This is a genomic window from Neisseria sp. HMSC055H02 (assembly GCF_001813335.1).
Taxonomy (GTDB): Bacteria; Pseudomonadota; Gammaproteobacteria; order Burkholderiales; family Neisseriaceae; genus Neisseria; species Neisseria sicca_C.
Genome location: NZ_KV812094.1, coordinates 1 through 26,107, shown reverse-complemented (window position 1 = coordinate 26,107; position 26,107 = coordinate 1). Strand labels below are relative to the sequence as shown.

The window sequence follows — 26,107 nt, the reverse complement described above, 5'->3', positions numbered from 1 at the left end:
GTCCTGATTTAAATTTAATCCACTATACATTTAATTTTTACACCTGTCAGGCTTGATGAAGTTTGCGGATATAGTCCACTTCTTCTTTGCTGCCCATGAAGACGGCGACGCGTTGGTGCAATCCGACCGGCTTGACATCCAGCATGTCGGTCTGTCCGTCGAAAGCTGCGCCGCCTGCCTGTTCCAAAATCAGGCTCATCGGGTTGGCTTCGTACATCAGGCGCAGTTTGCCCGGTTTGGAGAGATCGCGTTTGTCTTGAGGGTACATGAACACGCCGCCGCGCATCAGGATGCGGTGGATTTCGGCAACCATGCTGGCAACCCAGCGCATATTGTAGTTTTTACCGCGACTGTCGGTTTCACCTGCCAGCAATTCGTCGATATAACGTTGGACGGGCGGCAGCCAATGGCGGCGGTTGGACATATTGATGGCAAATTCTTTGGTGGTTTCGGGAACGCGCGGATTTTCTTTGGTCATCACAAAATTGCCGTCCTCATCCAAAGTAAAGACGGAAACGCCGTGTCCGACGGTCAATACCAGTTGGGTTTGCGGGCCGTATAAAACATAACCTGCGGCAACTTGGTCTCGGCCTTTCTGCAAAAATGACGCCGTTTCCAAATCGCCTTCGGGTTTCTCCAAAATGGAAAAAATCGTGCCGACGGAGATGTTGACATCAATGTTGGACGAGCCGTCCAGCGGGTCGAACAAAACCAAATAGCGTCCGTCAGGATGGGCGGCGACAAAAGTGTCTTCCTCTTCGCTTGCCAAACCGGCAACAGACGGATTGTCTTTTAAGATACGGATAAGAATATCGTTGGCGATAACGTCGAGTTTTTTTTGGTCTTCACCTTGGATGTTGCCTGTACCTGCCATACCCAAAACGCCTGAAAGCGCGCCGAGGCGGACTTTTCCGCTGATTTCGCTGCAGGCGGAGATGACGGATTCCAATACGCTGCCTAATTGTTCGGGCAGGGCGTTTTGCTGTAAATGTTCCGGAAGGAATTGCGCGAATGTGGTCATGTCAAACTCGATTTCTTGAATGATTTTGAAAAACGTCCGAAGAAGGTTCAGACGAGGTTTGAAGAAGGGGGGCTTATTTGCTGTCCGAAGCGGCGCGCTTGCCGTCCAATCCGACGGTTTCTTTCAAACAGTCCGTGGTGCTCTGTTTGATTTGTTCTTTAACGTTTTCACTGATATTGCCCGACAGGATGGCAGACATATCTTCCACCGAAATGCGGTCTGCCATCTTTTCGGCAGTGCAGGTGCAGACTTGAAGTACGGTTTCTTCCGAAAGCAGGCTTGTTTTCGGTACTTTGGCGACGCATTGCTCTGTTGCGCCTTCGACAAAACCTTTGCGGAATTCGCTTTTGAATTTGTCGGTAACACTGTCGGAAGACCCGTCTGAACAGGCGGTCGCAGCAAGGGCGAGGAATAAGGATAATACGTTGGTTTTTTTCATCATCGGACAGAAAGGATAAGTTTGGTTCATTGTAATTTAAAACTGCTGCGCCTGCCAGCCGGAGGCGGCAAGGCTTCAGACGACGTAGGTTAGCGCAACTTAAGGTATAATGACGCCCCGCCCGCATCGGTGGCTTCCGTTTGCAGGCAGAAGGATAACAAGAAAGAGTATCAGGAATATGTTGAAAAAATGGCTGAACAAAGTTTTGTCCGGCAGACAGAGCAGGCAAACCGAGGTTCGCAAAGAAATCATCCCCGCTGAAGAATACCGTATCAGCGCGGATATGATCAGTTTTGCAGCGGAAAAAACCGTCAAACGTTTGCAAGAAGAAGGATTCAAAGCCTATATCGTAGGTGGGGCGGTCAGGGATATGCTGTTGGGTGTAGAGCCTAAAGACTTCGATGTCGCCACCGATGCTACGCCGGAGCAGGTGAGAAAAATTTTTCGCCGCAGCCGCATCATCGGCAGACGTTTTCAAATCGTCCATGTCATGACAGGTCCGGAAACCATAGAAGTAACGACATTCCGCGGCGGCGGCAAGGTGCAGCAAAACGCGCACGGCAGGATTATGAAAGACAACACTTATGGCAGCATAGAAGAAGATGCGATGCGCCGAGACTTTACCTGCAATGCGTTGTATTACGATCCGATACGCGAAGAAATTTTGGATTTCCATAACGGCGTCAACGATATAGCCGCCAGAAGCCTGGTTATGATAGGCGATGCTGCGGAGCGGTATCGTGAAGATCCTGTCCGTATCCTGCGCGCCGTACGCTTGTCGGGCAAACTTGGCTTTTCGGTGGAAGAATCCACTGCCGCTCCGATTCCGGAGTATGCTGGTCATCTGAAACACGAACCTGTCGCCCGCCTGTTTGACGAAATCATGAAGCTGCTGTTTTCCGGCCATGCGCGGGAATGTTTGAAAAAACTTAACAGCTTGGGTGTTTCAGACGACATCCATCCGCTTTTGACTGCGTTAAAATCGGCGGAAAAGCCTGAAAACCGCATTATTTCGCTTGCACTGAAAAACACTGACGAGCGGCTGCGTCAGGACAAATCGGTTTCAGTCGGCTTCGTCTTGGCTGCCGTATTGTGGCCGGATGTCAACCGACGCTGGCAACGGAATCTGGCACAGGGGCAAAAGCCTGCGCCTGCTCTGACAGACGCTATCGAATCCCTGCGGAGCGATGTTGAAAAAGGTTGGGGCGTGCCGCAGCGTTTTGCCGCGACCATGCGGGAAATTTGGCAGTTCCAACCCCAATTCGAACAGATGCGCGGCGCCCGTCCGCACCGCCTGCTCGCGCAGCAGCGTTTCCGGGCTGCTTACGACTTTCTGGTGTTGCGCGGCGAAGTGGGCGAGATTGACCGCCAAACGGTCGAATGGTGGAACAGTTTCCAGCATGCCGATGAGGGTTTGCGCAACGAAATGACGACAAACCATGCTCGTGCGCAGGGCAATGAAGGTGTGAAAAAGAAACGCCGCCGCCGTCCGCGCAAAAAGAAAACGGAACAAGGGCAATAGAGATAATAGTCGAAAAGTCGTCTGAAAACGGGTATGACAGGTTTTCAGACGACTTTTTTCATGGGGTTAGAACGGTTGTTTCAAATCTGCCAATATTTTAAGAAATTCAACTGGAAAGGTCGTCTGAAAAACTGTATTTCAGACGACCTTTCCTATATTTTAATTTAATTATCAAACCATTCAGTCTTTCGCCGTGTTCATCAGCCGCAGGGCTTTGAGGCGGCCGATTTCTTTTTGGTATTCCACCAAGCCGATAAATATTCCGCTCTTGTCGTAAACGCGGATGGGCTGATTGGCGGAGATGTCCTCGGTAAACTGCGGGCGTTGGCCGCATTTGAGCATGGTTACGGCACGGTCGTTCAGTTCGATTTTGGGAAAGTGCCGCACTAAAACGTCGCAGGGCAGGAGCAGGGCGTCGCGTTCGGTTTCGTTTAATTCTGCCAAGGCTTCGAGCGTGTGGCTTTCGCGGATGGAGAAACCGGCGGTTTCGGTGCGGCGCAGGGCGGTCAGGTGGGCGAACGTGCCGATGTGTTTGGCGATGTCTTCGCTTAGGGTGCGGATGTAGGTGCCTTTGCTGCAACGTACGTCAATGAGGGCTTTGGGCGCGTCAAACTCGGTAATATCAATGGCGTAAATGGTGATGTCGCGTGGTTTGCGTTCGATGACGATGCCTTTGCGGGCGTATTCGTACAGCGGTTTGCCTTCGTGTTTGAGGGCGGAAAACATCGGCGGCACTTGGCGGATGTTGCCCGTCAGGGCTTGGCATGCCGTCTGAAATTCGGCTAAGGAAATATCGGCGCGGGCGGTGGCGATGATTTCGCCTTCGGCATCGCCCGTACTGCTGGCTTCGCCGAGTTTCAGCGTGGCGGTGTAGGCTTTGTCGGCATCCAGCAGGTATTGGGCGAACTTGGTCGCTTCGCCGAAGCAGACGGGCAAAAGTCCGGTCGCCAAAGGATCGAGTACGCCGGTATGCCCCGCTTTTTCGGCGTTGTAGAGGCGGCGGGCTTTTTGCAGGGCGGTGTTGCTGGAAAGTCCTTCGGGCTTGTCGAGCAGAAGGACGCCGTTGACGGGGCGTTTGGCGGGTTTGGCGGTCATGTCAGTGAAGGAGGAAGGAAAGGGATAAGATGTAAGTGCCGAGTAGGATGATCGGCGTTTCCGATATTGTTTTTCTGAGGATGATGTGGCTGTGCGGATTTGGTGTTTCTACTGTGTAGCTGCCTTTTTTCAGACGGCCTTGCTTTAAAAGCGTGATGCGGCCGCCGGTACGGCGGAAACTGGCATGAAACAGCGGTTTGGAGAGAGGTGCTTCCCGCCCGTTTAGGTCGGTGATGCGGAAGGGGATTTGTCCGTCTCCATCATGCCAAACCGAGTAATGCCCGTTTTTACCTATGTGGATTTCGTTGCCCGATGCGGTATTAAAGACAGTTGTCCCTTTGCGCAAACTGAAAGCGTAGCAGGCACAATAGGAGAAAAAGACTAAAAACAATAGAAATTCGGGAAAGGTCATGGATATATCCTAAAGCAGAGCAAGGAGGCCGTCTGAAACAGATCTTCGGTTTTAATACCGGGTGTTCAGAAGAGCTTTATTTTTAATCTTCCACCGGCTTTTCCGCCGCCACTTGGTCGATGAGGCTGGAAATGCTCATGCCGCGTTCGAGCGATTCGTCGTATTTGAAGTGCAGTTCCGGCGTTTTGAAGAGTTTGATGCGTTTCGCCAGCTCGCTGCGCAAATGACCTTTGGCGTGTTCCAAGGCTTCTTCGGTGATGTCGCGGGTGCTGTCGTCGAGGACGGTGTAGAACACGGTGGCGTGGCTGTAATCGCGGGTGACTTCGACTTCGTTGATGGTGATGAAGCCTGCGCGCGGGTCTTTCAGGCCGGTGCGGACCAGCTCGGCCAGTTCGCGCATGATTTGTTCTTTGACACGGTCTTGGCGGGCATAGCCGCGTTGCGGTTTTCTCATGGTTTTCCTTAAACGGCGGCGGCCGTTTCAACTTTGTTTTCAGACCGCCTGTGTGAAATAAGTGCGGTATTATAACGGATATACGGCAATTTGAGGTCGTCTGAAAAGGAGTTTGGCTATGCAGAAAATCAAAATCGGATTGGCGGGGTTCGGCATGTCGGCGCAGGTGTTCCATCTGCCGTTTTGGCGTGCGGATTCGCGGTTTGAAGTCATGCGTGTGTTTGAACGCAGCGGCAATAGGGCGCAGGAAGTCCTGCCGCAGGCGCAGACCGTGCGCTCGTTTGAGGAGTTGCTTACCGATGATGTGGATTTGGTGGTCGTTACCACGCCGAACCAGACGCATTTCGATTTTGCCGCTCAGGCTTTGCGTGCGGGTAAAAATGTGGTGGTGGAAAAACCATTGTGCGCCACGGCGGCGCAAGCCTTGGAACTGGCGGAACTCGCCGAGCGGCAGGGCGTATTGCTGACTGTTTACCAAAACCGCCGTTGGGACAGCGCACCGCTGACCGCCAAAAAACTGCTTTCAGACGACCTCTTGGGCGAAATTGTGGATGCGGAGTTCCGTTTCGAGCGTTATGCGGCTGCATTGAACAAAAAACGCTGGAAGGAAACCGGCGAGGCGGGCGTAGGGCTGGTGTACGATTTGGGTTCGCACCTCATGGATATGGCGGTCGATGTTTTCGGGATGCCCGACGAGCTTTATGCCGACGTGCGCTATCAGCATGAAGGAGCAGTCAGCGACGACAATTTCTATATCGCGCTCTATTACGCCGACGGCAAAAAAGTCGCCCTGACCGCGAGCAAATATGCCCGCGAACCCTTGCCGTTCATGACTTTGCACGGCAAACGAGGTTCATACGTCAAACAAAATGCCGATAACCAAGAAGCTCTGCTGATCGACGGCGCGCAACCCGTTGGAGCGTGGAATCGTGAACCGGAAGACGAATGGGGCATTCTGCATACGGAAATCGACGGAGCGGTCGTCCGCAAAAAAATCGAAAGCGTCAGCGGAAATTATGCGGCGTTTTATGAAAACCTTTATGACGCGCTGCAAGGCAAATCTCCCGCAGCAGTGCAACCGCGCCAAGTGGCGGATGTGCTGGGGCTGCTGGAAAAAGTATATGAAAGCGCGAAATCGGGGTGTCGGGTGAAGGTGTAGGGAGATTAAAAGTTACAGGGAACAGGATTTCTGAAATTTTTAAAATACAGAAGATTAACTTGGAAGTTGCTATTTTCTCCTATGCCTGTGCGAGGACAAGCTATGGTGGAAAGCCAGACCTTGGCTATTTCTTCGGTAACATTTAAAAATTGCCGTAATTCCTAATTTCCAGATGCCTACCTTTATCGGAATGGCGATGTAGGCATTTCTATCATTTTTAAGGCTATGTTTTCTGTCAAATGCGAAAAGGTCGTCTGAAAACTTTTTAGCGAAACCCGCTATATTCGTTTTCAGACGACCTTTCATATTTTTTATTGAAAGACAGGCAGAGGCTTATTCTTCCGGACGTTCGCCGTCGGTGTCGTCCAGTTTGCCTTCGGTAATATCAACGTTGATACCCACGGCAGCGCGGATTTTGGCGTCGATTTCGTTAGCGATTTCCGGGTTTTCTTTCAACCATACGCGGACATTGTCTTTGCCTTGTCCGATTTTGGCGCCGTTGTAGCTGTACCATGCGCCTGATTTTTCAACGATGTCGTATTTGACGCCAAGGTCGATCAGTTCGCCTTCCCAGCTTACGCCTTCGCCGTACAGGATATCGAATTCGGCTTGGCGGAACGGAGGCGCCACTTTGTTTTTGATGACTTTGACTTTGGTTTCGTTGCCGATAACGTCGTCGCCTTTTTTGATTTGTCCGGTGCGGCGGATGTCGAGACGGACGGAGGCGTAGAATTTGAGGGCGTTACCGCCGGTAGTGGTTTCGGGGCTGCCAAACATCACGCCGATTTTCATACGGATTTGGTTGATGAAGACGACCAGTGTGTTGGTGCGTTTGATGTGGCCGGTCAGTTTGCGCAAGGCTTGGCTCATCAGGCGGGCTTGCAGGCCAACGTGGCTGTCGCCCATTTCGCCTTCGATTTCGGCTTTGGGTACGAGGGCCGCTACGGAGTCAACGACAACCATGTCCACGCCGCCGGAACGTACCAGCGTGTCGCAGATTTCCAAAGCCTGTTCTCCGGTGTCGGGTTGGGAGAGGTAGAGTTCTTCTACTTTAACGCCGAGTTTGCGGGCGTAAATCGGGTCGAAGGCGTGTTCGGCGTCAATAAAGGCGCAGATACCGCCGTTTTTCTGGCATTGGGCAATGGCTTCGAGACAGAGCGTGGTTTTACCGGAGGATTCGGGGCCGAAGATTTCCACGACACGGCCTCGCGGCAGACCGCCGACGCCTAGTGCCAAGTCCACGCCGAGCGAGCCGGTGGAGATGACGTCAAGGTTTTCTTCTTGCTGGCTGCCGTCCATTTTCATGATGGAGCCTTTGCCGAAGTTTTTTTCAATTTGGGCAAGGGCGGCGGCTAGGGCTTTGCTTTTTTCGTCTGACATGGTGCTGTTCTCGTAAGGGATGTTATCAAAGTAGCTAAGAATTTGTTTAGCTATTATCGCATAAATTAAGAAAAAGTATAGTTTTATTTCGGTTTTATTTCATATTTTGGATAAATTGTTGTTAATTATCTGAATTATATGATTTATGAGTTGTATGTTTGGATGTATTAAGAGTGCTGAAAGGTCGTCTGAAAGCGAATATTTCATTTTCAGACGACCTTTTTGGATTTGAACTCAATAGATAATGTTTTTGCCGTAGCTTTCCAAAATCGATTTGATTTTGAGGATGGTTTCTTTGGGAGGCGGATGTACGCCGGTGAGTTTGTAGGTGTCGCCGCACAATGCCCATTTGTGCGCGCCCAGTTCGTGATAAGGAAGGAGTTCGACCATTTCGACGTTGTCCATGTCTGCGATGAATTCGCCGAGCAGGTGGGCGGAACGGTCGTCATCGGTATAGCCCGGCACGACGACGTAGCGGACGCGGGCGGGCTGTTTGCGTTCGGCGAGGTAGTGGGCGAATTTGAGGGTTTTGGTATTGGGGATGCCGACGAGGACTTTGTGGATTTCGGGGTCGATTTGTTTTAAATCGAGCATGACGAGGTTGGTGTGGTCGAGCAGGTCGTCAAGGATGGAATCGTAATGCAGGGCGTAGCCGTTGCTGTCGAGGCAGGTGTGGATGTCGTGTTCGCGGCAGGCGGTGAACCAGTCGCGTACGAATTCGTATTGCAGAAGCGGTTCGCCGCCTGTGGCGGTAACGCCGCCACCTGTGGCGCGCAGGTAGTGTCGGTAGGACATGACTTGCTTCATGACTTCGGGCACGGTCATTTCTTGGGCCTGTTCGGTGTGCAAGTCCCATGTGTCGCGGTTGTGGCAGTAGAGGCAGCGCATGAGGCAGCCTTGCAGGAAGAGGACGTAGCGCAACCCGGGACCGTCCACTGCGCCGCAGGATTCTACGGAATGGACGATGCCTTTGCCGTTGTAATGGCGGTGTCCGAGGTCTTTGGCGGGGGCGGGCGTTTCGGGGTTGATGGCGATGGATGTCTGCATGGTGTCTGATGTACCGGATATTGGGGTCGTCTGAAAACTTGTTTTTGTGTTGCAGAGGGTTCTTCTTATTGGATTAATATGCGGGCATTGCGTTCCCTGTTGTGGGAAGTTTATGGGCTGTTTTTAAATAGGTAAATGGGTTTTAATGATAACTCTATTGTACCGCCTTCGGTCGTCTTGATTTAAAGTTAATCCACTGGATTTTGATATTATCAAACCATTGCTTCAGGCAAAACCAAGCCGGGTTCCGGATAATCCGTCCCCCGGCTTGGTTTACTGTAAACCCTTTGCTTTACATGGTTTGTGTAAAGGTGCGGGTAATCACGTCAAGCTGCTGTTCGCGGGTCAGCGAGTTGAAGCGTACGGCGTAACCGGACACGCGGATGGTCAGTTGCGGATATTTGTCCGGATTGTTCATCGCGTCTTCCAGCGTTTCGCGGGTCAATACGTTGACGTTCAGGTGTTGGCCGCCTTCCACTTCTCCTTCTTCGTGGTGGAAGTAACCGTCCATCAGGCCTGCGAGGTTGCGTTCGCGGGAATTTTCGTCTTTACCCAATGCACCCGGCACGATGGAGAAGGTGTAGGAAATACCGTCTTTGGCAAACTCGAACGGCAGTTTGGCCACGGAAGTCAGCGAAGCGACGGCGCCGTTGACATCACGGCCGTGCATCGGGTTGGCGCCCGGACCGAACGGTGCGCCTGCGCGGCGGCCGTCCGGCGTATTGCCGGTTTTTTTGCCGTATACGACGTTGGAGGTAATGGTCAACACGGACTGGGTCGGCGTTGCGTTGCGGTAAGTTTTGTGGGTCGCCACTTTTTTCATGAAGCGTTCCACCAAATCGCAGGCAATATCGTCCACGCGGTCGTCGTTGTTACCGAACTGCGGATATTCGCCTTCGATTTCAAAGTCGACGGCAATACCGTTTTCATCACGAATCGGTTTGACTTTGGCGTATTTGATGGCGGACAGTGAGTCGGCGGCCACAGACAAACCGGCGATACCGCAAGCCATAGTGCGTTTCACGTCGCGGTCGTGCAGCGCCATCAACGCGGCTTCGTAGCTGTATTTGTCATGCATGTAATGGATGATGTTCAACGCGGTAACGTATTGGGTTGCCAGCCAATCCATGAATTTGTCCATGCGTGCAAAGACAGTGTCGTAGTCCAAAACTTCGTCCATAATCGGTTCGGTTTTCGGGCCGACCTGGTCTTTGGATTTTTCGTCCACGCCGCCGTTGATTGCGTACAGCAGGGTTTTCGCCAAGTTGGCGCGTGCGCCGAAGAACTGCATTTGTTTGCCGACCACCATCGGGCTGACGCAGCAGGCAATGGCGTAGTCGTCGCTGTTGAAATCCGGACGCATCAAATCGTCGTTTTCATATTGGATGGACGAGGTGTCGATGGACACTTTGGCGCAAAACTCTTTAAAGCCTTGCGGCAGTTGTTCGGACCACAACACGGTGATATTCGGTTCGGGAGACGGACCCATGTTGTACAGGGTGTGCAGCACGCGGAAGTTGGTGCGGGTTACCAGCGTGCGGCCGTCCAAACCCATACCGCCGATGGATTCGGTTGCCCAAATCGGGTCGCCGGAGAAGAGTTGGTCGTATTCGGGCGTACGCAGGAAACGGACCATACGCAGTTTCATCACCAAATGGTCGATAAATTCTTGCGCTTGGGTTTCGGTAATTACGCCGTTTTTCAGGTCGCGCTCGATGTAGATATCCAAGAACGAAGACACGCGGCCGAACGACATGGCGGCGCCGTTTTGCGATTTAACGGCGGCAAGGTAGCCGAAGTAAGTCCATTGGATGGCTTCTTGCGCATTTTTCGCAGGGCCGGAAATGTCGTAGCCGTAAGAGGCCGCCATTTCTTTCATTTGACCCAAGGCTTTGTATTGTTCGTTGATTTCTTCGCGGCGGCGGATAACTTCTTCCAAATCCACGCCGTTTTCCAAATCGGCTTGCAGCGAGTTGAACTGGTTGAGTTTGTCTTTCATCAATAAGTCGATACCGTACAATGCCACGCGGCGGTAGTCGCCGATGATGCGACCACGACCGTAAGCATCCGGCAAACCGGTGATCACACCGGATTTGCGGCAACGGCGGATGTCGGGCGTATAAACGTCAAACACACCTTGGTTGTGGGTTTTGCGGTATTTGGTAAAGATTTCACTGACTTCGGGGTTCAACTCGACGTTGTACACTTTGCACGCGTCTTGTACCATTTTCAAACCGCCGAACGGCATGATCGAGCGTTTCAGAGGCTCGTCTGTTTGCAGGCCGACGATGGTTTCCAAATCTTTATTGATATAACCCGGCGCATGGCTGGTAATGCCGGACACGACTTGCGCGTCGATTTTGTAGGGTTCGTGCGTGCGGTTTTCGACTTTGATGCCTTCCATCACTTCCGCCCACAGTTTGGTCGTCGCCTCGGTCGCTGGCGCGAGGAAAGACGCATCGCCTTCATAAGGCGTATAGTTTTTCTGAATAAAATCGCGCACGTCGACATTGGTTTCCCAATTACCGCCGACAAAACCTTCCCAAGCGGCAGGGCGTTGCTGTACATCGGTTGACATATCAAGCTCCTAATTTGTCAGATAGAATTTATAGGTAGAAGAAATTTACCTTTGCAGAATAGCACTTTAGCTCTATGAAGTGTAACGATTGGCGGAGATGTGAACGTTTACCCGATATTTTTTTGACTTACATCAATGAGAACAGTTATTACTTAAAACTACATTTTATTTTTCAAGCCCTTAGCGTGTAAACAAGTGTAGAATATAAAATTAAGCCCTGAAAACTTGTCCGGTTTTCAGGGCTTTTGTATGGGGTTGGGGTTTCATGGGGTTACATATTCTTTAGAAGAAGGTAAGTCGTCTGAAAAACTGAAATACTGTTTTTCAGACGAGCTTGATGAAAAGAAAAACGGCATATCCGAAAAGATATGCCGTTTATGGGTGCAGGGACTGCTATATTTGGCAGTGGTTTGTGTTTTAGTCCTCTTGCGCCGCTGTTTGCAGGTAGTTCGGCAAACCGACTTTGCCGATCAGCTCCTGCTGGGTTTCGAGCCAGTCGATGTGTTCTTCGTTGATGTCTTTTTGTTTTTCCAACAAATCACGGCTGACGTAGTCTTGCTGTTGCTCCGCGATGGCGATGGCAGCGATGAGGGCATCGTGTTTTTCCTGTTCTTTCGTCAAATCGCAGGACAGGATTTCCTCAGTTGATTCGCCAATCAGCAGTTTGCCCAATTCTTGCAGGTTAGGCAGACCCTCCAAGAACAAAATACGCTCGATTAAATCGTCTGCGGATTTCATTTCGCGGATGGACTGTTTGAAGAAATGTTCGCCCAATTCTTCAAAGCCCCAGTTTTTCAAAATGCGGGCATGCAGGAAATATTGGTTGATGGTAACCAAAAGCAAGCCCAAGTTTTTATTCAATTCGCGGATAACTAAGCGATCGCCTTTCATTTTCAGCTCCTTATACGCTTAATTACAGTTGGCTTTGGTAGTAGTTGCCTTCGCCGACGAGTTCGATCAGACGCAGTTGTTGTTCCAGCCAGTGGGCGTGATCTTCCTCAGTGTCTTTCAACTGGGCAATCATCAAATCACGGGTAACGTAGTCTTGTGCTTCTTCGCACAGTTTGATGCCTTTTTTCAATGCATCGCGTACTTCGTACTCGGTGTTCAAATCCACTTTCAGGCAGGAAATCACGTCGGTACCGATGTTCAGTTCGGCACGGGTCATTTTAGGCGTACCGCCCAGCATCAGGATACGGCGGATGAAGTCTTCGGCGTGAGTGGTTTCTTCTTCCATCTCATGATTCAGACGTTCGAACAGTTTGTTGTAGCCCCATTCGGAGTACAGGCGTGAGTGGATGAAGTATTGATCGCGTGCAGCCAGCTCGCCGGACAACAGTTCGTTCATATAATCGATAACAGCTTGATTGCCTTGCATAATTCTTTCTCTTTCTTTGAAATTGTAAAGTGTCTGTAAAAAACATTGCGTGTTGTTTCTTGATGGCTGAATTGTATGAAAAAGCCTGACGCTTGACAAATTTTCTATTTAAAATACAAACAATTATCAAAAGAAACAGAAGCCTTAAAAGGTCGTCTGAAAATTCAATATCTTGTTTTATATAGATATTTGTTGCCATTGGTATTAAGAATCCATTTCAACATTCAAAAACATTTACACTCTTTAACCATAAATAAAAGCAAATAAATTATAAAATCCAATCAAATTTTATTATTAATTATTCTCAAATGCTTTTAAAGTTAATCCACTATATCGTCAAACTGTGCCGCAGTACACATATAGTGAATGACGGTTGAACCAGGACAAACGCCGTACCAATTCAAATTTAATCTACTCCCCCTCCGTCCGATAAGATGAACCGTGATATAATCGCGAGTTACTTTTTGATAAAAATCATTTGAAATACATATCACCATGAAACAAATTCGCAACATTGCCATCATCGCCCACGTCGACCACGGCAAAACCACATTAGTTGACCAACTGCTGCGCCAATCCGGTACATTCCGCGCCAACCAGCAGGTTGACGAACGCGTGATGGACAGCAACGACCTTGAAAAAGAACGCGGCATTACCATCCTCGCCAAAAATACCGCCATCGATTACGAAGGCTACCACATCAACATCGTCGACACTCCGGGACACGCCGACTTCGGCGGCGAGGTGGAGCGCGTTTTGGGTATGGTGGACTGCGTCGTATTGTTGGTGGACGCGCAGGAAGGTCCGATGCCGCAAACCCGTTTCGTTACCAAAAAAGCCTTGGCTTTGGGACTGAAACCGATCGTCGTCATCAATAAAATCGACAAACCGTCCGCCCGCCCGAGCTGGGTCATCGACCAAACTTTCGAACTCTTCGACAACTTGGGCGCAACCGACGAACAGTTGGACTTCCCGATTGTCTACGCTTCCGGCCTGTCCGGTTTCGCCAAACTGGAAGAAACCGACGAGAGCAACGACATGCGTCCGCTGTTCGACACCATCTTAAAACACACGCCCGCACCGAGCGGCAGCGCGGACGAAACGCTGCAACTGCAAATTTCCCAACTCGACTACGACAACTACACCGGCCGTCTCGGGATCGGCCGCATCCTGAACGGACGTATCAAACCCGGTCAAGTCGTTGCCGTGATGAACCACGATCAGCAAATCGCCCAAGGCCGCATCAACCAACTTTTGGGTTTCAAAGGTTTGGAGCGCGTACCGCTTGAAGAAGCCGAAGCCGGCGACATCGTGATTATTTCCGGTATCGAAGACATCGGTATCGGCGTAACCATCACCGACAAAGACAACCCCAAAGGCTTGCCGATGTTGAGCGTGGACGAACCGACGCTGACCATGGACTTTATGGTAAACACCAGCCCGCTGGCGGGTACCGAAGGCAAATTCGTAACCAGCCGCCAAATCCGCGACCGCCTGCAAAAAGAATTGCTGACCAACGTCGCCCTGCGCGTGGAAGATACTGCCGATGCCGACGTGTTCCGCGTATCCGGACGCGGCGAGCTGCACTTGACCATTTTGCTGGAAAACATGCGCCGCGAAGGCTTTGAACTGGCAGTCGGCAAGCCGCGCGTCGTGTACCGCGACATCGACGGTCAAAAATGCGAACCTTATGAAAACCTGACTGTGGACGTGCCCGACGACAACCAAGGCGCGGTAATGGAAGAACTCGGCCGCCGCCGTGGCGAACTGACCAATATGGAAAGCGACGGCAACGGCCGTACCCGCCTCGAATACCATATTCCCGCGCGCGGTTTGATCGGTTTCCAAGGCGAATTCATGACCCTGACGCGCGGTGTCGGCCTGATGAGCCACGTATTCGACGACTACGCGCCAGTGAAACCCGATATGCCCGGCCGCCACAACGGCGTACTGGTTTCCCAAGAGCAAGGCGAAGCCGTCGCTTATGCCTTATGGAATCTGGAAGACCGCGGCCGTATGTTTGTGTCGCCCAACGACAAAATCTACGAAGGCATGATTATCGGTATCCACAGCCGCGACAACGATTTGGTGGTCAACCCGCTCAAAGGCAAAAAACTTACCAACATCCGCGCCAGCGGCACCGACGAAGCCGTGCGCCTGACCACGCCGATCAAGCTGACGCTGGAAGGTGCGGTCGAGTTTATCGACGATGACGAGCTGGTGGAAATCACGCCGCAGTCCATCCGCCTGCGCAAGCGTTATCTGAGCGAGCTGGAACGTCGCCGCCATTTTAAAAAGCTGGATTGATTCCACCAGGATGTTGATGAAATGAAAAAAGGTCGTCTGAAATTTTCAGACGACCTTTTTTACAGAAAATGATTAAGTTGTTAGAGCTTTTTAAAACAGTCATGCAAAAAAGCGAACAGTGTAAGCAATACTAAAATTACTTACGTCTTTTCCATTTATCAATGATGACCGCAACCGCCACCATGACTTTCGCGTAATGCTTCGGCAGCCTGCTCGTCGGCATGGTAGCTTGAGCGGACCATGGCGCCGATGGCGGCGTTGGTGAAGCCTAGTTCGTACGCTTCTTTTTCAAAGATTTTGAACTGGTCGGGCGTAACATAGCGTAAGACGGGCAGGTGTCCGTCTGAAGGTTGGAGGTACTGGCCGATGGTAATCATCTCGATATTGTGCGCCCGCATATCGCGCATGATTTCGCGCACGTCTTCGTCTGTTTCGCCCAAGCCGACCATGATGCCGGATTTGGTAGGGATGTGCGGCATCATTTCTTTGTAGCGGCGCAGCAGGTCGAGGGAGTGCTGATAGTTGGCACCCGGACGGGCTTTTTTGTACAGGCTCGGATGGGTTTCCAAGTTGTGGTTCATCACGTCGGGCGGGGTTTCGGCAAGGATTTTCAGAGCGATGTCCAAGCGGCCGCGGAAGTCGGGAACGAGGATTTCGATTTTGGTGTTCGGACTGGTTTCGCGGATGGCTTTGATGCAGTCGGCGAAATGCTGTGCGCCGCCGTCGCGCAGGTCGTCGCGGTCAACGGAGGTGATGACGACGTAACGCAGGTTCATGGCTTTGACGGATTCTGCGAGGTGTTTCGGTTCGTCGGGGTCAAGCATATTCGGGCGGCCGTGTCCCACGTCGCAGAACGGGCAACGTCGGGTACAAATGTCGCCCATAATCATGAAGGTCGCTGTGCCTTTGCTGAAACATTCGCCGATATTCGGGCAGGAGGCTTCTTCGCAAACGGTGTGCATTTTTTGTTCGCGCAAAATATCTTTGATTTCAAAGAATTTGCGTGACGGCAGTTTGGCGCGTATCCATTCGGGCTTTTTCAGTTTTTCCTGAAGGGGGACGACTTTGATGGGGATGCGGGCGGTTTTGTCCGCGCCTTTGAGTTTGACGCCGCGTTTGGGATCGTCAACTTTGATTTCGCTCATTAATTGTTCGCTTTCGGTGTGAGTTGTGTCTCGAGGTGTGCGGTCAGTTTTTGTGCAACCTCGTCCAAGGTGGGACAGGGTTGGACAAAATCCGCGATTTGCGTCATTTCCATGCCGGCATAGCCGCAGGGATTGATGTGGGTAAACGGGCTTAAGTCCATGTTTACGTTTAATGCCAGACCGTGATAAACGGAACCGTCTTTGATGCGCAAACCGAGTGAGGCGATTTTGCGCTCACCGACATAAACGCCGGGGCGTTTCGGGTCTGCCGCCGCTTCGATTCCGTATTCCGCCAGCGTGGCGATGATGCTGTTTTCAAGCGCGGAAACGATGTTGCGGACGCTGGTTTTGCGGCGTTTGAAGTTGATCATGGTGTAAATGACCAACTGGCCGGGACCGTGATAAGTGATTTGTCCGCCCCGGTCGATTTGGACGACGGGTATGTCGTCGCGGATCAGGAGGTGTTCGGGTTTTCCCGCCAAGCCTTGCGTGAAGACGGGCGGATGCTCGACCACCCATAATTCGTCTTCGGTATGTTCGTCGCGGGCTGCATTGAACGCTTTCATGGCTTCGAAAGTCGGTTGGTACTCGGCCATGCCTTTATGCACGATTTTCATATCAGTACACTACTTTTACCATTTCGTGATCGGTCAGGGCGCGGTAGATTTTGTCCAGTTGCTCTTTGCTTTCGACGTTTACTTTGACGGTTGCGCCGGTATAGTTGCCCTTGCTGCTCTGGCGGGTGGTGATGTGGTGGGGTTCGGTATCGGGCGCGTGTTGGCGGACGGTTTCCAAGATATTTTTTTCAAATTCGGGATGCGCGTTGCCCATGACTTTGATGGGGAATTGGCAGGGGAATTCGATGAGTGAGGTTTGGTTGGTCATGGCTGACTCCTGATGTGCTGTATGTCGAGAGGTCGTCTGAAAAGTTTTCAGCCTTTCAGACGACCTCGAACGGCGTGTATTTTATCGCAAAAAGTTGCCGATAAAAATAGAAGCGTTCATCGGCTTTTTCAAGTCTTGAAATACGCTTTTCTATCCCAATTTAAGCCACATTCCGAATTTATTACCAAGTAGAGAACAATATGCCGACAAAAGAAAAACATTTTGAGGAATACAGCGCATTGGCAACCCTGCCTTTACGTGATGTCGTCGTTTATCCGCACATGGTGTTGCCGCTGTTTGTAGGCCGCCCGAAATCCATTGCGGCATTGGAAGCGGCAATGGCGAATGACGATCCGGTGTTTTTGCTGGCGCAAATCGACCCGAACACCGAAGATCCGACGGCGTCCGATTTGCACCGTACGGGTACGGTCGCGCAGGTTTTGCAGGTGTTGAAGCTGCCTGACGGCACGGTGAAAGTGTTGGTCGAAGGTATCCGGCGCGGCAGAGTATTGACCATTGAAGAGAGCGGCGGGTTGTTCCTGTCCCATGTCGAAGCTGTCAACGAGTATGCGGATGCGGACAATTCCGATATTGAAGCCATTCGCCGCACGCTGCTTACCCAGTTTGACCAATACGCCAAGTTGAATAAAAAAATCCCTGCCGAAATCATCAATACCATCAACGGTATCGATGATAACAGCCGTTTGGTGGACACGATTGCGGCGCATTTGCAGTTGAAACTGGAGCAGCGCCAACAGATTTTGGAAACCTTCGGAATTATCGGCCGTATGGAGTTTCTGCTTGCACAGTTGGAATCCGAACTGGACATCATGCAAGTTGAAAAACGCATCCGCGGCCGTGTCAAACGCCAGATGGAAAAATCCCAGCGCGAGTATTATCTGAACGAGCAAGTGAAAGCGATTCAGAAAGAATTGGGCGAAGAAGACGAACGCGGCGAACTGGATGCGTTGGAAGCAAAAATCAAAGAAGCGGGCATGACCAAAGAAGCTGAGGAAAAATGCCTGTCTGAATTGAAAAAGCTCAAAATGATGCCGCCTATGTCTGCGGAATCTACCGTGGTACGCAACTACATCGATACTTTGCTTGAGCTTCCGTGGAAGAAAAAATCCCGTGTCAGCAAAGACATTGCCAAAGCCGATTTGGTGTTGAACGCCGACCACTATGGCTTGGAAAAAGTCAAAGAGCGGATTTTGGAATACCTTGCCGTCCAAAAACGTATGGATAAGCTCAAAGGTCCGATTCTGTGTCTGGTCGGTCCTCCGGGGGTGGGTAAAACCTCTTTGGGCGAATCCATCGCCAAAGCGACAGGTCGCCAATATGTCCGCATGGCTTTGGGCGGCGTGCGCGACGAAAGCGAAATCCGCGGACACCGCCGCACCTATATCGGCTCTATGCCCGGCAAAATCCTGCAAAACATGGCTAAAGCGGGCGTGAGGAATCCGCTGTTCCTGCTCGACGAAATCGACAAATTGGGCAGCGACTTCCGAGGCGATCCTGCCAGCGCATTGCTTGAGGTGCTTGATCCTGAGCAAAACAACAAGTTTGCCGATCATTATGCGGAAGTGGATTACGACTTGAGCGATGTGATGTTTATCGCCACATCTAATAGTTTGAACATTCCTACTCCATTGCTCGACCGCATGGAAATCATCCGTTTGTCCGGCTATACCGAAGACGAGAAAATCAATATCGCCATGCAGTATCTCGTGCCGAAACAAATGAAACGCAACGGCGTGAAAGAAGGCGAATTGGTGGTCGAGGAAAACGCAGTGCGCGATATTATCCGTTATTACACCCGTGAAGCCGGCGTACGTTCGCTTGATCGCGAGATTGCCAAAATCTGCCGCAAGGTGGTGATGCAGATTACTTTGAACGAAGACAAGAAGAGGTCGTCTGAAACCAAGAAAACCAGCAAAGCCAAGCCTAAAGCGATTAAAGTCAATGAGAAAAACCTGCATGACTACTTGGGCGTGCGCCGCTTCGATTACGGCGTTGCCGAAAGTGAAAACCGTATCGGACAGGTTACCGGTTTGGCGTGGACGGAAGTCGGCGGCGAATTGCTGACTGTCGAAGCCGTGGCGTTGCCTGGCAAGGGCGTGATCCAGTGTACCGGCCAGCTGGGCGATGTGATGAAGGAATCTGTCTCCGCAGCATGGTCTGTTGTCCGTTCCCGTGCAGAATCAGTGGGTTTGGCTCCTGATTTTTACGAGAAAAAAGACATCCATGTTCACGTTCCAGAAGGCGCAACGCCGAAAGACGGTCCGAGCGCAGGTATCGCCATGACCTTGGCGATGGTGTCTGCCTTTACCAAAATTCCGGTGCGCGCCGATGTGGCGATGACGGGCGAAATCACCCTGCGCGGCGAAGTTTTGCCAATCGGCGGTTTGAAGGAAAAACTGTTGGCTGCCTTGCGCGGCGGCATCAAACATGTCCTGATTCCGAAAGACAACGTCAAAGACTTGGAAGAAATCCCTGAAAACGTGAAAACCGGCCTGACCATCCATCCGGTCAAATGGATAGACGAAGTCCTCGCTTTGGGATTGGAAAGCCAGCCGACACCTTGGGTTGCGCCTTTAAGTACCGAAGAGGCACAGGTTGAAGCCGCCAAGCCTAAGTCAAGGGCGAAAGCGACCAAACACTGATTTTGTAAAAAATGTGTTGCAAAAGATGCGGGTTTGCCTTGAAAGCCTGTAAAATAGGGCAATTCCGCATTTTTTGCTTGACACGGTATTTTCAGAATTGCTATAAAGCGCAAAGGTACTCAAAAGTACGAAGCCCCGAGTATTCGGGCATTTCATTATTTTCAACGATAGGAAGGGACTGATTGTGAATAAGTCTGAATTGATCGAAGCAATTGCTCAAGAAGCCGGCATTTCTAAAGCTGCCGCCCAAAAAGCTCTGGATGCCACTACCAATGCTGTAACCAACGCTCTGAAAAAAGGCGACACCGTAACTCTGGTCGGTTTCGGTACTTTCTACGTTGGCGAACGCGCAGAACGTCAAGGCCGCAACCCTAAAACCGGCGAGCCTCTGACCATTGCTGCTGCTAAAACTCCTAAATTCCGTGCCGGTAAAGCATTGAAAGATGCCCTGTAATTTTCCCTTGTAAAAAACCGATTCCATATGGGGAATCGGTTTTTTATTTTATAGACTGCCTAAGAAGTTTTCAGTATTCGAATATGGCATCAGATAGGCTTTTGATTCTGTAATTTTGCAGTCTCTACCTTTTTGGCAAACCATAAGGCAGCCATTGTGCCAAGCATATCCGCTATTCCGTCTCCAAGTGAGCCTTCCCTTGTCGTTGTAAACGTTGCTTGAGCCCATTCGCTAAAGAAGGCAAACAATAAGGCGAATATCAATAGTTTTTTATAAGGCACGTGTTTTTGCTCGGCTAAAAAGATTTTGGCTATTAACCATGTTTGTGCAAAGAACGTAATGAAATGGGCAACCTTGTCGAAATTGGGAAAGGGAGGGGGCGCATTGCCGGACTCTTTGAAAAGTAATGCGTAAATACTTGCTGCAAACCAAGCTGCTGCTAACAAGGTAAACTTATTCAAAGGCAGTTTCATTGTGTTTCCTCATCCAGCCATTTTTGGCAGATGGCGGACAAACGGATAAATTTATCCCCCCGTTTGTCCAGTTCATCACGCCATAGTTTGACTTCTTCAATGGTCGGTGCTTCGTCCAAGCTGCATTCGTATAAGAAAAAGTCCAGTGTTTCTTCTACCGTTCCGACAGATTCTGTTTGAATTAATTCTAGAAGCTCATTCATTGTTTGCTCCCAAAGGTCGTCTGAAATTTATTTGCTGTGTAAAAAACGTACGGCTTCTTCCCATTCTCCGGCTAACAGCATGGGAACGGCTTTTAATGATTTATTGATGGCTTCATCAATTTGCTGCCTGTGTTCCGGGCTGGGTTTATTCAGGACATAGCCGACAACCAGATTTCGGTCTCCCGGATGATCGATACCCAAGCGCAGGCGGTAAAAATCAGGCGTTCCCAAGCGTGCCTGAATGTCTTTTAAGCCGTTATGACCGCCGTTTCCCCCACCCAATTTAAATTTTATCCTGCCGCACGGTATATCCAGTTCGTCATGGACGACCAGGATTTCTTCAGGCTTGATTTTGTAGAATTGCGCCAGCGCGGCTACTGCCTGACCGGAGCGGTTCATAAATGTTGAAGGTTTTAAAAGCCATAAGTCTGAGCCGGATATGCTGATGCGGGCTACTAAGCCGAAGAATTTTTTTTCTTCTTTTAAAGTAGCTTTATATTGCCATGCCAATTCGTCGATAAACCAGAATCCGGCATTGTGGCGCGTTTGTTCGTATTCCGAACCGGGATTTCCCAGTCCTACAATCATTTTGATTTTATTTGACATTGTGTTTCCTCAAAGAGAGGTCGTCTGAAAACAGCAACCGGTTTTCAGACGACCTTTTCAAGCATTTTATTGGGTTTTACCGACCCGTTTGCGTCTTGCTTCTTTCGGGTCAATCAGTAAAGGGCGGTATATCTCGATACGGTCTCGGTCACGCAACAAAACGTCGTCTTTGACTCTTTTTCCAAAAATACCCAAAGGGGCTGCATTCAAATCCAATTCAGGAAAATCTTTATCCAAGCCGCTTTGAAGTACAGCCGTCCTTGCGGTTGCTCCTTGCTCAATACGGATTGAGCGCAATATCTGTTTTTCAGCCGTTCCGTAAACAATTTCGATTTCAAGCATAGCGTCTGTCTGCCTCTTTGACGAATGCATCGACCAGCGTACCGGAAAGGTGGTTGAATACGGGGGAAATGACGGTAGAAAGCAGCATATTGGAAAAATCATATTCCAAACGAAATTCGATTTTACACATATCACCGCCCAAATCGATAAACTTCCATGTACCGCGCAAGGTTTTGAAAGGGCCTTCTAGCAAGTCCATACGGATTTCCGAGCCGGGAATGTTGTGGTTGTGTGTCGCAAAAGATTGACGCACACCCATATAGTCCATGAACAGCCGTGCTTTGAGTTCCTTATCTTTGCGCTCTATGACTTCGGTTTTACTGTACCATGGGAGAAAGTTTGGATAGTCCTCAACTTTATCGACCAAGTCGAACATCTGTTTTGCGCTGTGCAGCACCAATACGTTTTTTTCAACCTTTTTCATGGTTAAAACGGCCTGAAAGAAAAATCGTATTATAAACGAGTTTACCGTCTTTTTCAGACGACACTTTACCGTATTATATATTTGAGAATAAAAGAATTATTATAATAGAATAAACAAGGGGGCAAAATTCTGATAAACTTGCGCGACTTGGCCGCCGGTTGGTTTGTATAGCATAAAACAAGAAAAATTAATTATCCGGCGCATTTTAGATAAATCGGATTATAAAAATGAATACCGCTGACACATTTTACAGGGAAGCAATTTCACATTTGGCTAGGACACCTCCTGATTTTGAAGCAGCCGTTCCTTTGTTGCGTCAGGCTGCGCAAGCCGGGCATGCGGAATCCGCATTTCAACTTGCAGGCTGTCTGTTGCAGGGCTTAGGGATTTCGGCGGATAGGCAGGCAGGTATCAGACTGATGCAGCAGGCGGCGGGAAGCGGGCATCCTTATGCTCGATACAATCTGCTCCAGATTCAAGAATCACAAGGCATGCCTTTCAATACATTGATGGCAGCTTACAAGGAGCTGGCTGAAGAAGGTATCATCCATGCCCAGCTTAAGCTGATGCGGAGTTTGCATGACGGTGGGCGGCATGAAGAGGCGTTGCAATGGGCGTACATGGCTGCCGCTCAGCATCATCCGCAGGCATTATACTTTTTAGCGCAACACCATCAATATGCCTCGCCTCCCGATTTTGCTCAGGCACATTTGTTTTACCGACAAGCTGCGGAGCAAGATTTTCCTGCAGCACATTGGCAGCTTGGATTGCAATATAAATTGGGACAGGGAACCGAACCGAACAAGCAGCTTGCCGTCGTTCATCTGCGCCATGCAGCTGATAGCGGGATTGCTGCCGCACAAACCATGTTGGCGGATTTACTGCTGGAAACTGATCCGATAGAGGCCATACACCGTTTGAAGGCTGCGGCAAGAGGAGGCAGCAGCGACGCACAGGTAAGATTGGCAGAAATTTACCTATTGGGAAAATGGGTGGAACGCAATACCGGCAAGGCTCATGCGTATGCGGAAAAAGCGGCTGCACAGCAGCATTCCGAAGCCTTAAGGATTTTGGGCGATATTTACCGTTATGGTCTGGGTGTGCTTCCCGATCCTATCAAGGCACGGCGCTATTACCGTCAGGCAGCGGATAAAGGAAATATGCAGGCACATCAGAAACTACTTGCCGATATTGCCTTGGGCAATAAGTCTGAGGAATATGCTGAAGCAAAAGAAAAAGCTTTGAAGAAGCAGGAAGCAGAGCAACTTTATCAGCAGGCGTTTGCCGCGCATTATGGTTTGAACCGCCATCCCGATCATTCGGAAGCGTTGAGGCTGTATGAACGTTCGGCTTTATTGGGTCATGGGAAGGCGCAGACCAATTTGGGCATGATGTATTACAACGGACACGGTACGGAACAGAATTATGCCAAGGCGGCAGAATGGTTCGAAAAAGCGGCACTAAACCATGATGCAATGGCGCAATACAATCTTGCCTGCCTTTATTTTAACGGAACGGGCATAGCGCATGATGCAGATGAAGCGTGTAAATGGTTGGAGGCTGCTATCCGCAACGGACACGATCAGCCTGAGGTATTGAAGCAGCTTTTGGCACAATGGCGGCAGGCGGCGGCTTAAGCCGAATGCCGGCATTTCAGTTGATCATAAATCAAACGTCGTCTGAAAACCGTCAGGCTTTCAGACGACGTTTGATTTATGTATGTTCCGAGTTGATGAGTTTATGGCAGATTTGACCGGTAGGGCGTTGCCCGTTGCCTTTCCAAGTTCAAAGAGAATGATTTTTACGATTTGAAATTATTGATTAGGTTGGCGATGTATTCTCACTACAAACGAGGATAAGGTAACTATTTTTCAAGATACATTTGATGAGAGGGCTGTGATGAGGTCGTCTGAAAACAGCCTTGAAGCTGAGTTTTCAGGCGACCTTTTGCGCCGGCCGGTTTATTTCTTCAAGAATGCCCGTTTCAAAATAATCAGCCAATCTTTTTTATCCAAAATAGGGCGTTGTGTAAACATATCGTATTTGCAGCCGTCCAGTTTCTGCAAAATCAGTTGTCCGCCGACAATAATCATCCGCAATTCAAATCCCAAACGGCCTTTCAGCGTTTTACCCAAGGGCGAACCGCCTTTGAGCATTTGGAACGCGCGGTTGCATTCATACGCCATCAGTCTTTGAAACGCAAAATCTGCTTTACCTTCGGCGATTTGCGCTTCGCTAACGTTAAATTTTTGCAAGTCGTCCTGCGGGATATAAACACGGCCTTTCTGCCAATCGACGGCAACGTCCTGCCAAAAGTTGATGAGTTGCAACGCGGTACAGATGCCGTCGCTTTGGGCGATGCTGACTTCGTCGGTTTGTCCGTACAGGTGCAGCATAATGCGCCCGACCGGATTGGCGGAACGGCGGCAGTAATCGATCAGGTCGCCAAAATCCTGATAACGGGTTTTGACAACATCTTGACTGAATGCGGACAAAAGATCGTAAAACGGCTGCAGCGGCAGCTTGAAAGGCGCGATAGCTTCACGTTGCAAACGTTGCATTAGCGGGGTCAGCGGCGTTTCGCCGCATTGTATGCGGTCAAGTTCGGATTTGAGTTCGTCCAAAGCGTGCAAGCGTTCATCGGCTTCGGCATTGCCTTCATCGGCGAGGTCGTCCGCAGTGCGCGCAAAAGCGTAAACGGCATGGGTAGGCTTGCGCAGGCGGCGCGGCATGACGAGCGAGCCGACGGGGAAATTTTCGTAATGGTTGACGGACATGATGGATTCGGGATTCAGGTGTTGCTGGTGATAGAATGTCGATTCGTTTTTTTGGCGGGCAGATGCCCTGTAATGTGAAATTTGAAGTGCTTGACGGCTGATATTCTAGCCCGTAAGCATCGGTTTCAATACTTCCCAAGCTTGCGGCAGTTCTGTGAAGCCGTCGGATGCCATCAGGTGTCCGCCTTTGGCGATGTGGGTAACGGGGCTTTTGAGTTTTTCCGCCATACTCAAGGTCAATTCGGGCGGAACGTGGGTGTCGTTGTCGGAGACAATGCAGTGTTTAGGCATTTGGATTTTGCGCAGGATGTCGAATTCGGGCGCGGCCCCTTTGATGTAGGCATCAAGGACGGGCAGCGGGGGCAGGGGGTCGGCGAATCCCGCCGCCAGTACTAAGCCGCCGATTTTTTCGGGCTGCTGACGGCTGAGGAAGTGCAGAAGGGTGATGCAGCCTAGGCTGTGCCCGACTAAGAAAGTATTTTCGTCGGGTTTGCCGATGTGTTGGTCGAGGGCGAACTGCCAAGAAGAAACGGTCGGCCGTTCGGGATTGGGCATCGCCAGCGCGTCGGCTTGGAAGCCTGCGGCGCGGACTTGTGCCGAGAGCCAGTCAAACCAGTTGCCGTGCGGATTGCCTTCAAAACCGTGTACGATAAAGACGCGTCGGTGCATGTCGATTACTCCTTTTCAGACGACCTGTCGGGTGTGTCGATTCATTTATTATAACACTCACTGTTTATTTCAGTTTTATCGTTACCTTTGGTAAGAACTATTTGAACTTTGGATTCAATCTAAGCAAGTATGTCTGTAAAAGCTTGGAGACATCGGTATTTTTATTTTCAGACGACCTTGCGTACGGTAATTTCAGTTTGTTTTTAATTTGATTATGAACTTCTTAAATATTTTTCCGGTTGCCCTAGGGGCGGTTGTCGGCGCGGTATTGCGTTGGATACTTGGTCTGCTGCTTCCCGCTGCGCCGATTTTGGGCTGGGGGACGCTGGCTGCAAACTGGATAGGGGCTTTGCTTATCGGATTTTGTGCCGAATGGGTCGCAGATCCTCAATGGCGTTTGCTGTTGATTACCGGTTTCTTAGGCAGTCTGACCACATTGTCCTCTTTTTCCCTTGAGACGGTGGCTATGATACAGGATGGGCGGTGGATGGCTGCTGCATTATCCGTATTCCTCCATATCGGCGGTTCGTTTATATTGACGGCAGCGGGCATTTGGTTGGCCCATTGTTTGAAATGAGGCAAAACTATTCGAGGTTGTGCTAGCGTTGCTTTACTGCTTACCGACAAAAAGGTCGTCTGAAAACTGAACTGGCCCCCAAATCTTGGACACTCAT

Annotated in this window: 27 protein-coding genes; 7 read left to right on the top strand and 20 right to left on the bottom strand. The window is 50.3% G+C overall.

Going from position 1 to position 26,107, the window contains the following annotated elements; all coding sequences use genetic code 11:
* Positions 1 to 46 precede the first annotated feature (46 nt).
* Positions 47 to 1,021 (bottom strand): class 1 fructose-bisphosphatase, encoded by a 975-nt coding sequence (locus HMPREF2907_RS05850; RefSeq protein ID WP_049225390.1) that lies wholly within the window; start codon positions 1,019 to 1,021, stop codon positions 47 to 49.
* A gap of 73 nt (positions 1,022 to 1,094) precedes the next feature.
* Positions 1,095 to 1,490 (bottom strand): hypothetical protein, encoded by a 396-nt coding sequence (locus HMPREF2907_RS05845; protein WP_070681087.1) that lies wholly within the window; start codon positions 1,488 to 1,490, stop codon positions 1,095 to 1,097.
* 148 nt (positions 1,491 to 1,638) lie between these two features.
* On the opposite strand from HMPREF2907_RS05845, the gene HMPREF2907_RS05840 reads away from it, so the two are divergent.
* Positions 1,639 to 2,982: a polynucleotide adenylyltransferase PcnB gene (locus HMPREF2907_RS05840; protein WP_039406953.1), complete on the top strand. Its 1,344-nt coding sequence runs from the start codon at positions 1,639 to 1,641 to the stop codon at positions 2,980 to 2,982.
* A 180-nt stretch (positions 2,983 to 3,162) separates the two neighbouring features.
* Here the strand turns inward: HMPREF2907_RS05840 and truB are convergent, their stop codons facing one another.
* From truB to rbfA, 3 genes are all read right to left on the bottom strand, one after another.
* Entirely contained in the window at positions 3,163 to 4,077 is a 915-nt protein-coding gene (truB, locus tag HMPREF2907_RS05835) for a tRNA pseudouridine(55) synthase TruB (RefSeq protein WP_070681084.1), read from the bottom strand.
* Position 4,078: 1 nt separating this feature from the next.
* Positions 4,079 to 4,489: a hypothetical protein gene (locus HMPREF2907_RS05830; protein ID WP_070654389.1), complete on the bottom strand. Its 411-nt coding sequence runs from the start codon at positions 4,487 to 4,489 to the stop codon at positions 4,079 to 4,081.
* An 82-nt stretch (positions 4,490 to 4,571) separates the two neighbouring features.
* The gene (rbfA, locus tag HMPREF2907_RS05825; RefSeq protein WP_003685554.1) at positions 4,572 to 4,943 is read right to left on the bottom strand and encodes a 30S ribosome-binding factor RbfA; all 372 of its coding nucleotides are present in this window, start codon (positions 4,941 to 4,943) and stop codon (positions 4,572 to 4,574) included.
* 118 nt (positions 4,944 to 5,061) lie between these two features.
* Here rbfA and HMPREF2907_RS05820 point away from each other — a divergent pair, with 118 nt between their 5' ends.
* Positions 5,062 to 6,102 carry a Gfo/Idh/MocA family oxidoreductase gene (locus HMPREF2907_RS05820; RefSeq protein WP_070681080.1) on the top strand — a complete coding sequence of 347 codons (1,041 nt, stop codon included), beginning with the start codon at positions 5,062 to 5,064 and terminating at the stop codon, positions 6,100 to 6,102.
* Between the two features lie 333 nt (positions 6,103 to 6,435).
* Here HMPREF2907_RS05820 and recA read toward each other — a convergent pair whose 3' ends face one another.
* The 5 genes from recA to bfr (HMPREF2907_RS05795) form a co-directional block, all read right to left on the bottom strand.
* Positions 6,436 to 7,482 carry a recombinase RecA gene (gene recA / locus HMPREF2907_RS05815; RefSeq protein ID WP_009173410.1) on the bottom strand — a complete coding sequence of 349 codons (1,047 nt, stop codon included), beginning with the start codon at positions 7,480 to 7,482 and terminating at the stop codon, positions 6,436 to 6,438.
* Between the two features lie 234 nt (positions 7,483 to 7,716).
* A complete protein-coding gene (gene pflA, locus HMPREF2907_RS05810) occupies positions 7,717 to 8,529 on the bottom strand; it encodes a pyruvate formate lyase 1-activating protein (RefSeq protein ID WP_070635655.1) in 813 nt (270 codons plus the stop codon).
* A gap of 292 nt (positions 8,530 to 8,821) precedes the next feature.
* The gene (gene pflB / locus HMPREF2907_RS05805) at positions 8,822 to 11,107 is read right to left on the bottom strand and encodes a formate C-acetyltransferase (protein ID WP_070681078.1); all 2,286 of its coding nucleotides are present in this window, start codon (positions 11,105 to 11,107) and stop codon (positions 8,822 to 8,824) included.
* A 417-nt stretch (positions 11,108 to 11,524) separates the two neighbouring features.
* Entirely contained in the window at positions 11,525 to 11,998 is a 474-nt protein-coding gene (gene bfr / locus HMPREF2907_RS05800) for a bacterioferritin (protein ID WP_003755415.1), read from the bottom strand.
* 22 nt (positions 11,999 to 12,020) lie between these two features.
* Complete coding sequence (gene bfr / locus HMPREF2907_RS05795; protein WP_070681075.1) at positions 12,021 to 12,485, bottom strand: bacterioferritin; 465 nt, start codon at positions 12,483 to 12,485, stop codon at positions 12,021 to 12,023.
* 495 nt (positions 12,486 to 12,980) lie between these two features.
* Here bfr (HMPREF2907_RS05795) and typA point away from each other — a divergent pair, with 495 nt between their 5' ends.
* On the top strand, positions 12,981 to 14,792 hold the full coding sequence (gene typA, locus HMPREF2907_RS05790) for a translational GTPase TypA (protein ID WP_070681072.1): 1,812 nt from the start codon (positions 12,981 to 12,983) through the stop codon (positions 14,790 to 14,792).
* Positions 14,793 to 14,950: 158 nt separating this feature from the next.
* Here the strand turns inward: typA and lipA are convergent, their stop codons facing one another.
* Genes lipA through HMPREF2907_RS05775 form a run of 3 tightly spaced genes read right to left on the bottom strand, consistent with a single transcriptional unit; the run spans position 14,951 to position 16,822 of the window.
* The gene (gene lipA / locus HMPREF2907_RS05785) at positions 14,951 to 15,937 is read right to left on the bottom strand and encodes a lipoyl synthase (protein WP_003778467.1); all 987 of its coding nucleotides are present in this window, start codon (positions 15,935 to 15,937) and stop codon (positions 14,951 to 14,953) included.
* The gene (gene lipB / locus HMPREF2907_RS05780) at positions 15,937 to 16,554 is read right to left on the bottom strand and encodes a lipoyl(octanoyl) transferase LipB (protein ID WP_070681068.1); all 618 of its coding nucleotides are present in this window, start codon (positions 16,552 to 16,554) and stop codon (positions 15,937 to 15,939) included. Before lipB ends, lipA begins: the two co-directional genes overlap by 1 nt.
* Position 16,555: 1 nt before the next feature.
* The gene (locus HMPREF2907_RS05775; protein WP_070681065.1) at positions 16,556 to 16,822 is read right to left on the bottom strand and encodes an HP0495 family protein; all 267 of its coding nucleotides are present in this window, start codon (positions 16,820 to 16,822) and stop codon (positions 16,556 to 16,558) included.
* 200 nt (positions 16,823 to 17,022) lie between these two features.
* Between HMPREF2907_RS05775 and lon the strand changes: the two genes are divergently transcribed.
* On the top strand, positions 17,023 to 19,485 hold the full coding sequence (lon, locus tag HMPREF2907_RS05770) for an endopeptidase La (RefSeq protein WP_070681061.1): 2,463 nt from the start codon (positions 17,023 to 17,025) through the stop codon (positions 19,483 to 19,485).
* Positions 19,486 to 19,669: 184 nt separating this feature from the next.
* Positions 19,670 to 19,939 carry an HU family DNA-binding protein gene (locus HMPREF2907_RS05765; protein ID WP_003677477.1) on the top strand — a complete coding sequence of 90 codons (270 nt, stop codon included), beginning with the start codon at positions 19,670 to 19,672 and terminating at the stop codon, positions 19,937 to 19,939.
* An 89-nt stretch (positions 19,940 to 20,028) separates the two neighbouring features.
* Here the strand turns inward: HMPREF2907_RS05765 and HMPREF2907_RS05760 are convergent, their stop codons facing one another.
* From HMPREF2907_RS05760 to HMPREF2907_RS05740, 5 genes are all read right to left on the bottom strand, one after another.
* Positions 20,029 to 20,412, bottom strand: coding sequence for a VanZ family protein (locus HMPREF2907_RS05760; RefSeq protein WP_045072234.1), 384 nt, complete (start codon positions 20,410 to 20,412; stop codon positions 20,029 to 20,031).
* Positions 20,409 to 20,615, bottom strand: coding sequence for a hypothetical protein (locus tag HMPREF2907_RS05755; RefSeq protein WP_060974479.1), 207 nt, complete (start codon positions 20,613 to 20,615; stop codon positions 20,409 to 20,411). Before HMPREF2907_RS05755 ends, HMPREF2907_RS05760 begins: the two co-directional genes overlap by 4 nt.
* 27 nt (positions 20,616 to 20,642) lie before the next feature.
* Positions 20,643 to 21,221, bottom strand: a complete 579-nt coding sequence (gene pth, locus HMPREF2907_RS05750; protein ID WP_070681058.1) for an aminoacyl-tRNA hydrolase — start codon at positions 21,219 to 21,221, stop codon at positions 20,643 to 20,645.
* Positions 21,222 to 21,287: 66 nt separating this feature from the next.
* A complete protein-coding gene (locus HMPREF2907_RS05745; protein ID WP_049227709.1) occupies positions 21,288 to 21,563 on the bottom strand; it encodes an RnfH family protein in 276 nt (91 codons plus the stop codon).
* The gene (locus HMPREF2907_RS05740; protein ID WP_003742453.1) at positions 21,556 to 21,987 is read right to left on the bottom strand and encodes a type II toxin-antitoxin system RatA family toxin; all 432 of its coding nucleotides are present in this window, start codon (positions 21,985 to 21,987) and stop codon (positions 21,556 to 21,558) included. Before HMPREF2907_RS05740 ends, HMPREF2907_RS05745 begins: the two co-directional genes overlap by 8 nt.
* Positions 21,988 to 22,214: 227 nt before the next feature.
* Here HMPREF2907_RS05740 and HMPREF2907_RS05735 point away from each other — a divergent pair, with 227 nt between their 5' ends.
* A complete protein-coding gene (locus HMPREF2907_RS05735) occupies positions 22,215 to 23,624 on the top strand; it encodes a tetratricopeptide repeat protein (RefSeq protein WP_070681055.1) in 1,410 nt (469 codons plus the stop codon).
* A gap of 324 nt (positions 23,625 to 23,948) precedes the next feature.
* Here the strand turns inward: HMPREF2907_RS05735 and hpnC are convergent, their stop codons facing one another.
* Positions 23,949 to 24,764, bottom strand: a complete 816-nt coding sequence (gene hpnC, locus HMPREF2907_RS05730; RefSeq protein WP_070681052.1) for a squalene synthase HpnC — start codon at positions 24,762 to 24,764, stop codon at positions 23,949 to 23,951.
* 105 nt (positions 24,765 to 24,869) lie between these two features.
* On the bottom strand, positions 24,870 to 25,433 hold the full coding sequence (locus tag HMPREF2907_RS05725) for an RBBP9/YdeN family alpha/beta hydrolase (RefSeq protein WP_070681049.1): 564 nt from the start codon (positions 25,431 to 25,433) through the stop codon (positions 24,870 to 24,872).
* A 214-nt stretch (positions 25,434 to 25,647) separates the two neighbouring features.
* Between HMPREF2907_RS05725 and crcB the strand changes: the two genes are divergently transcribed.
* A complete protein-coding gene (gene crcB, locus HMPREF2907_RS05720; protein ID WP_070681044.1) occupies positions 25,648 to 26,010 on the top strand; it encodes a fluoride efflux transporter CrcB in 363 nt (120 codons plus the stop codon).
* Positions 26,011 to 26,107 lie beyond the last annotated feature (97 nt).

Coding starts and splice junctions, on each gene's coding strand:
- lon (WP_070681061.1), top strand. CDS start 17,023: ATGCCGACAAAAGAAAAACATTTTGAGGAATACAGCGCATTGGCAACC.
- HMPREF2907_RS05840 (WP_039406953.1), top strand. CDS start 1,639: ATGTTGAAAAAATGGCTGAACAAAGTTTTGTCCGGCAGACAGAGCAGG.
- hpnC (WP_070681052.1), bottom strand. CDS start 24,764: ATGTCCGTCAACCATTACGAAAATTTCCCCGTCGGCTCGCTCGTCATG.
- HMPREF2907_RS05745 (WP_049227709.1), bottom strand. CDS start 21,563: ATGCTTGAAATCGAAATTGTTTACGGAACGGCTGAAAAACAGATATTG.
- HMPREF2907_RS05725 (WP_070681049.1), bottom strand. CDS start 25,433: ATGCACCGACGCGTCTTTATCGTACACGGTTTTGAAGGCAATCCGCAC.
- HMPREF2907_RS05735 (WP_070681055.1), top strand. CDS start 22,215: ATGAATACCGCTGACACATTTTACAGGGAAGCAATTTCACATTTGGCT.
- HMPREF2907_RS05760 (WP_045072234.1), bottom strand. CDS start 20,412: ATGAAACTGCCTTTGAATAAGTTTACCTTGTTAGCAGCAGCTTGGTTT.
- typA (WP_070681072.1), top strand. CDS start 12,981: ATGAAACAAATTCGCAACATTGCCATCATCGCCCACGTCGACCACGGC.
- HMPREF2907_RS05820 (WP_070681080.1), top strand. CDS start 5,062: ATGCAGAAAATCAAAATCGGATTGGCGGGGTTCGGCATGTCGGCGCAG.
- HMPREF2907_RS05755 (WP_060974479.1), bottom strand. CDS start 20,615: ATGAATGAGCTTCTAGAATTAATTCAAACAGAATCTGTCGGAACGGTA.
- lipA (WP_003778467.1), bottom strand. CDS start 15,937: ATGAGCGAAATCAAAGTTGACGATCCCAAACGCGGCGTCAAACTCAAA.
- truB (WP_070681084.1), bottom strand. CDS start 4,077: ATGACCGCCAAACCCGCCAAACGCCCCGTCAACGGCGTCCTTCTGCTC.
- HMPREF2907_RS05775 (WP_070681065.1), bottom strand. CDS start 16,822: ATGACCAACCAAACCTCACTCATCGAATTCCCCTGCCAATTCCCCATC.
- bfr (WP_070681075.1), bottom strand. CDS start 12,485: ATGCAAGGCAATCAAGCTGTTATCGATTATATGAACGAACTGTTGTCC.
- pflB (WP_070681078.1), bottom strand. CDS start 11,107: ATGTCAACCGATGTACAGCAACGCCCTGCCGCTTGGGAAGGTTTTGTC.
- HMPREF2907_RS05740 (WP_003742453.1), bottom strand. CDS start 21,987: ATGAAAAAGGTTGAAAAAAACGTATTGGTGCTGCACAGCGCAAAACAG.
- pth (WP_070681058.1), bottom strand. CDS start 21,221: ATGTCAAATAAAATCAAAATGATTGTAGGACTGGGAAATCCCGGTTCG.
- HMPREF2907_RS05845 (WP_070681087.1), bottom strand. CDS start 1,490: ATGAACCAAACTTATCCTTTCTGTCCGATGATGAAAAAAACCAACGTA.
- bfr (WP_003755415.1), bottom strand. CDS start 11,998: ATGAAAGGCGATCGCTTAGTTATCCGCGAATTGAATAAAAACTTGGGC.
- crcB (WP_070681044.1), top strand. CDS start 25,648: ATGAACTTCTTAAATATTTTTCCGGTTGCCCTAGGGGCGGTTGTCGGC.
- pflA (WP_070635655.1), bottom strand. CDS start 8,529: ATGCAGACATCCATCGCCATCAACCCCGAAACGCCCGCCCCCGCCAAA.
- rbfA (WP_003685554.1), bottom strand. CDS start 4,943: ATGAGAAAACCGCAACGCGGCTATGCCCGCCAAGACCGTGTCAAAGAA.
- recA (WP_009173410.1), bottom strand. CDS start 7,482: ATGTCAGACGAAAAAAGCAAAGCCCTAGCCGCCGCCCTTGCCCAAATT.
- lipB (WP_070681068.1), bottom strand. CDS start 16,554: ATGAAAATCGTGCATAAAGGCATGGCCGAGTACCAACCGACTTTCGAA.
- HMPREF2907_RS05850 (WP_049225390.1), bottom strand. CDS start 1,021: ATGACCACATTCGCGCAATTCCTTCCGGAACATTTACAGCAAAACGCC.
- HMPREF2907_RS05830 (WP_070654389.1), bottom strand. CDS start 4,489: ATGACCTTTCCCGAATTTCTATTGTTTTTAGTCTTTTTCTCCTATTGT.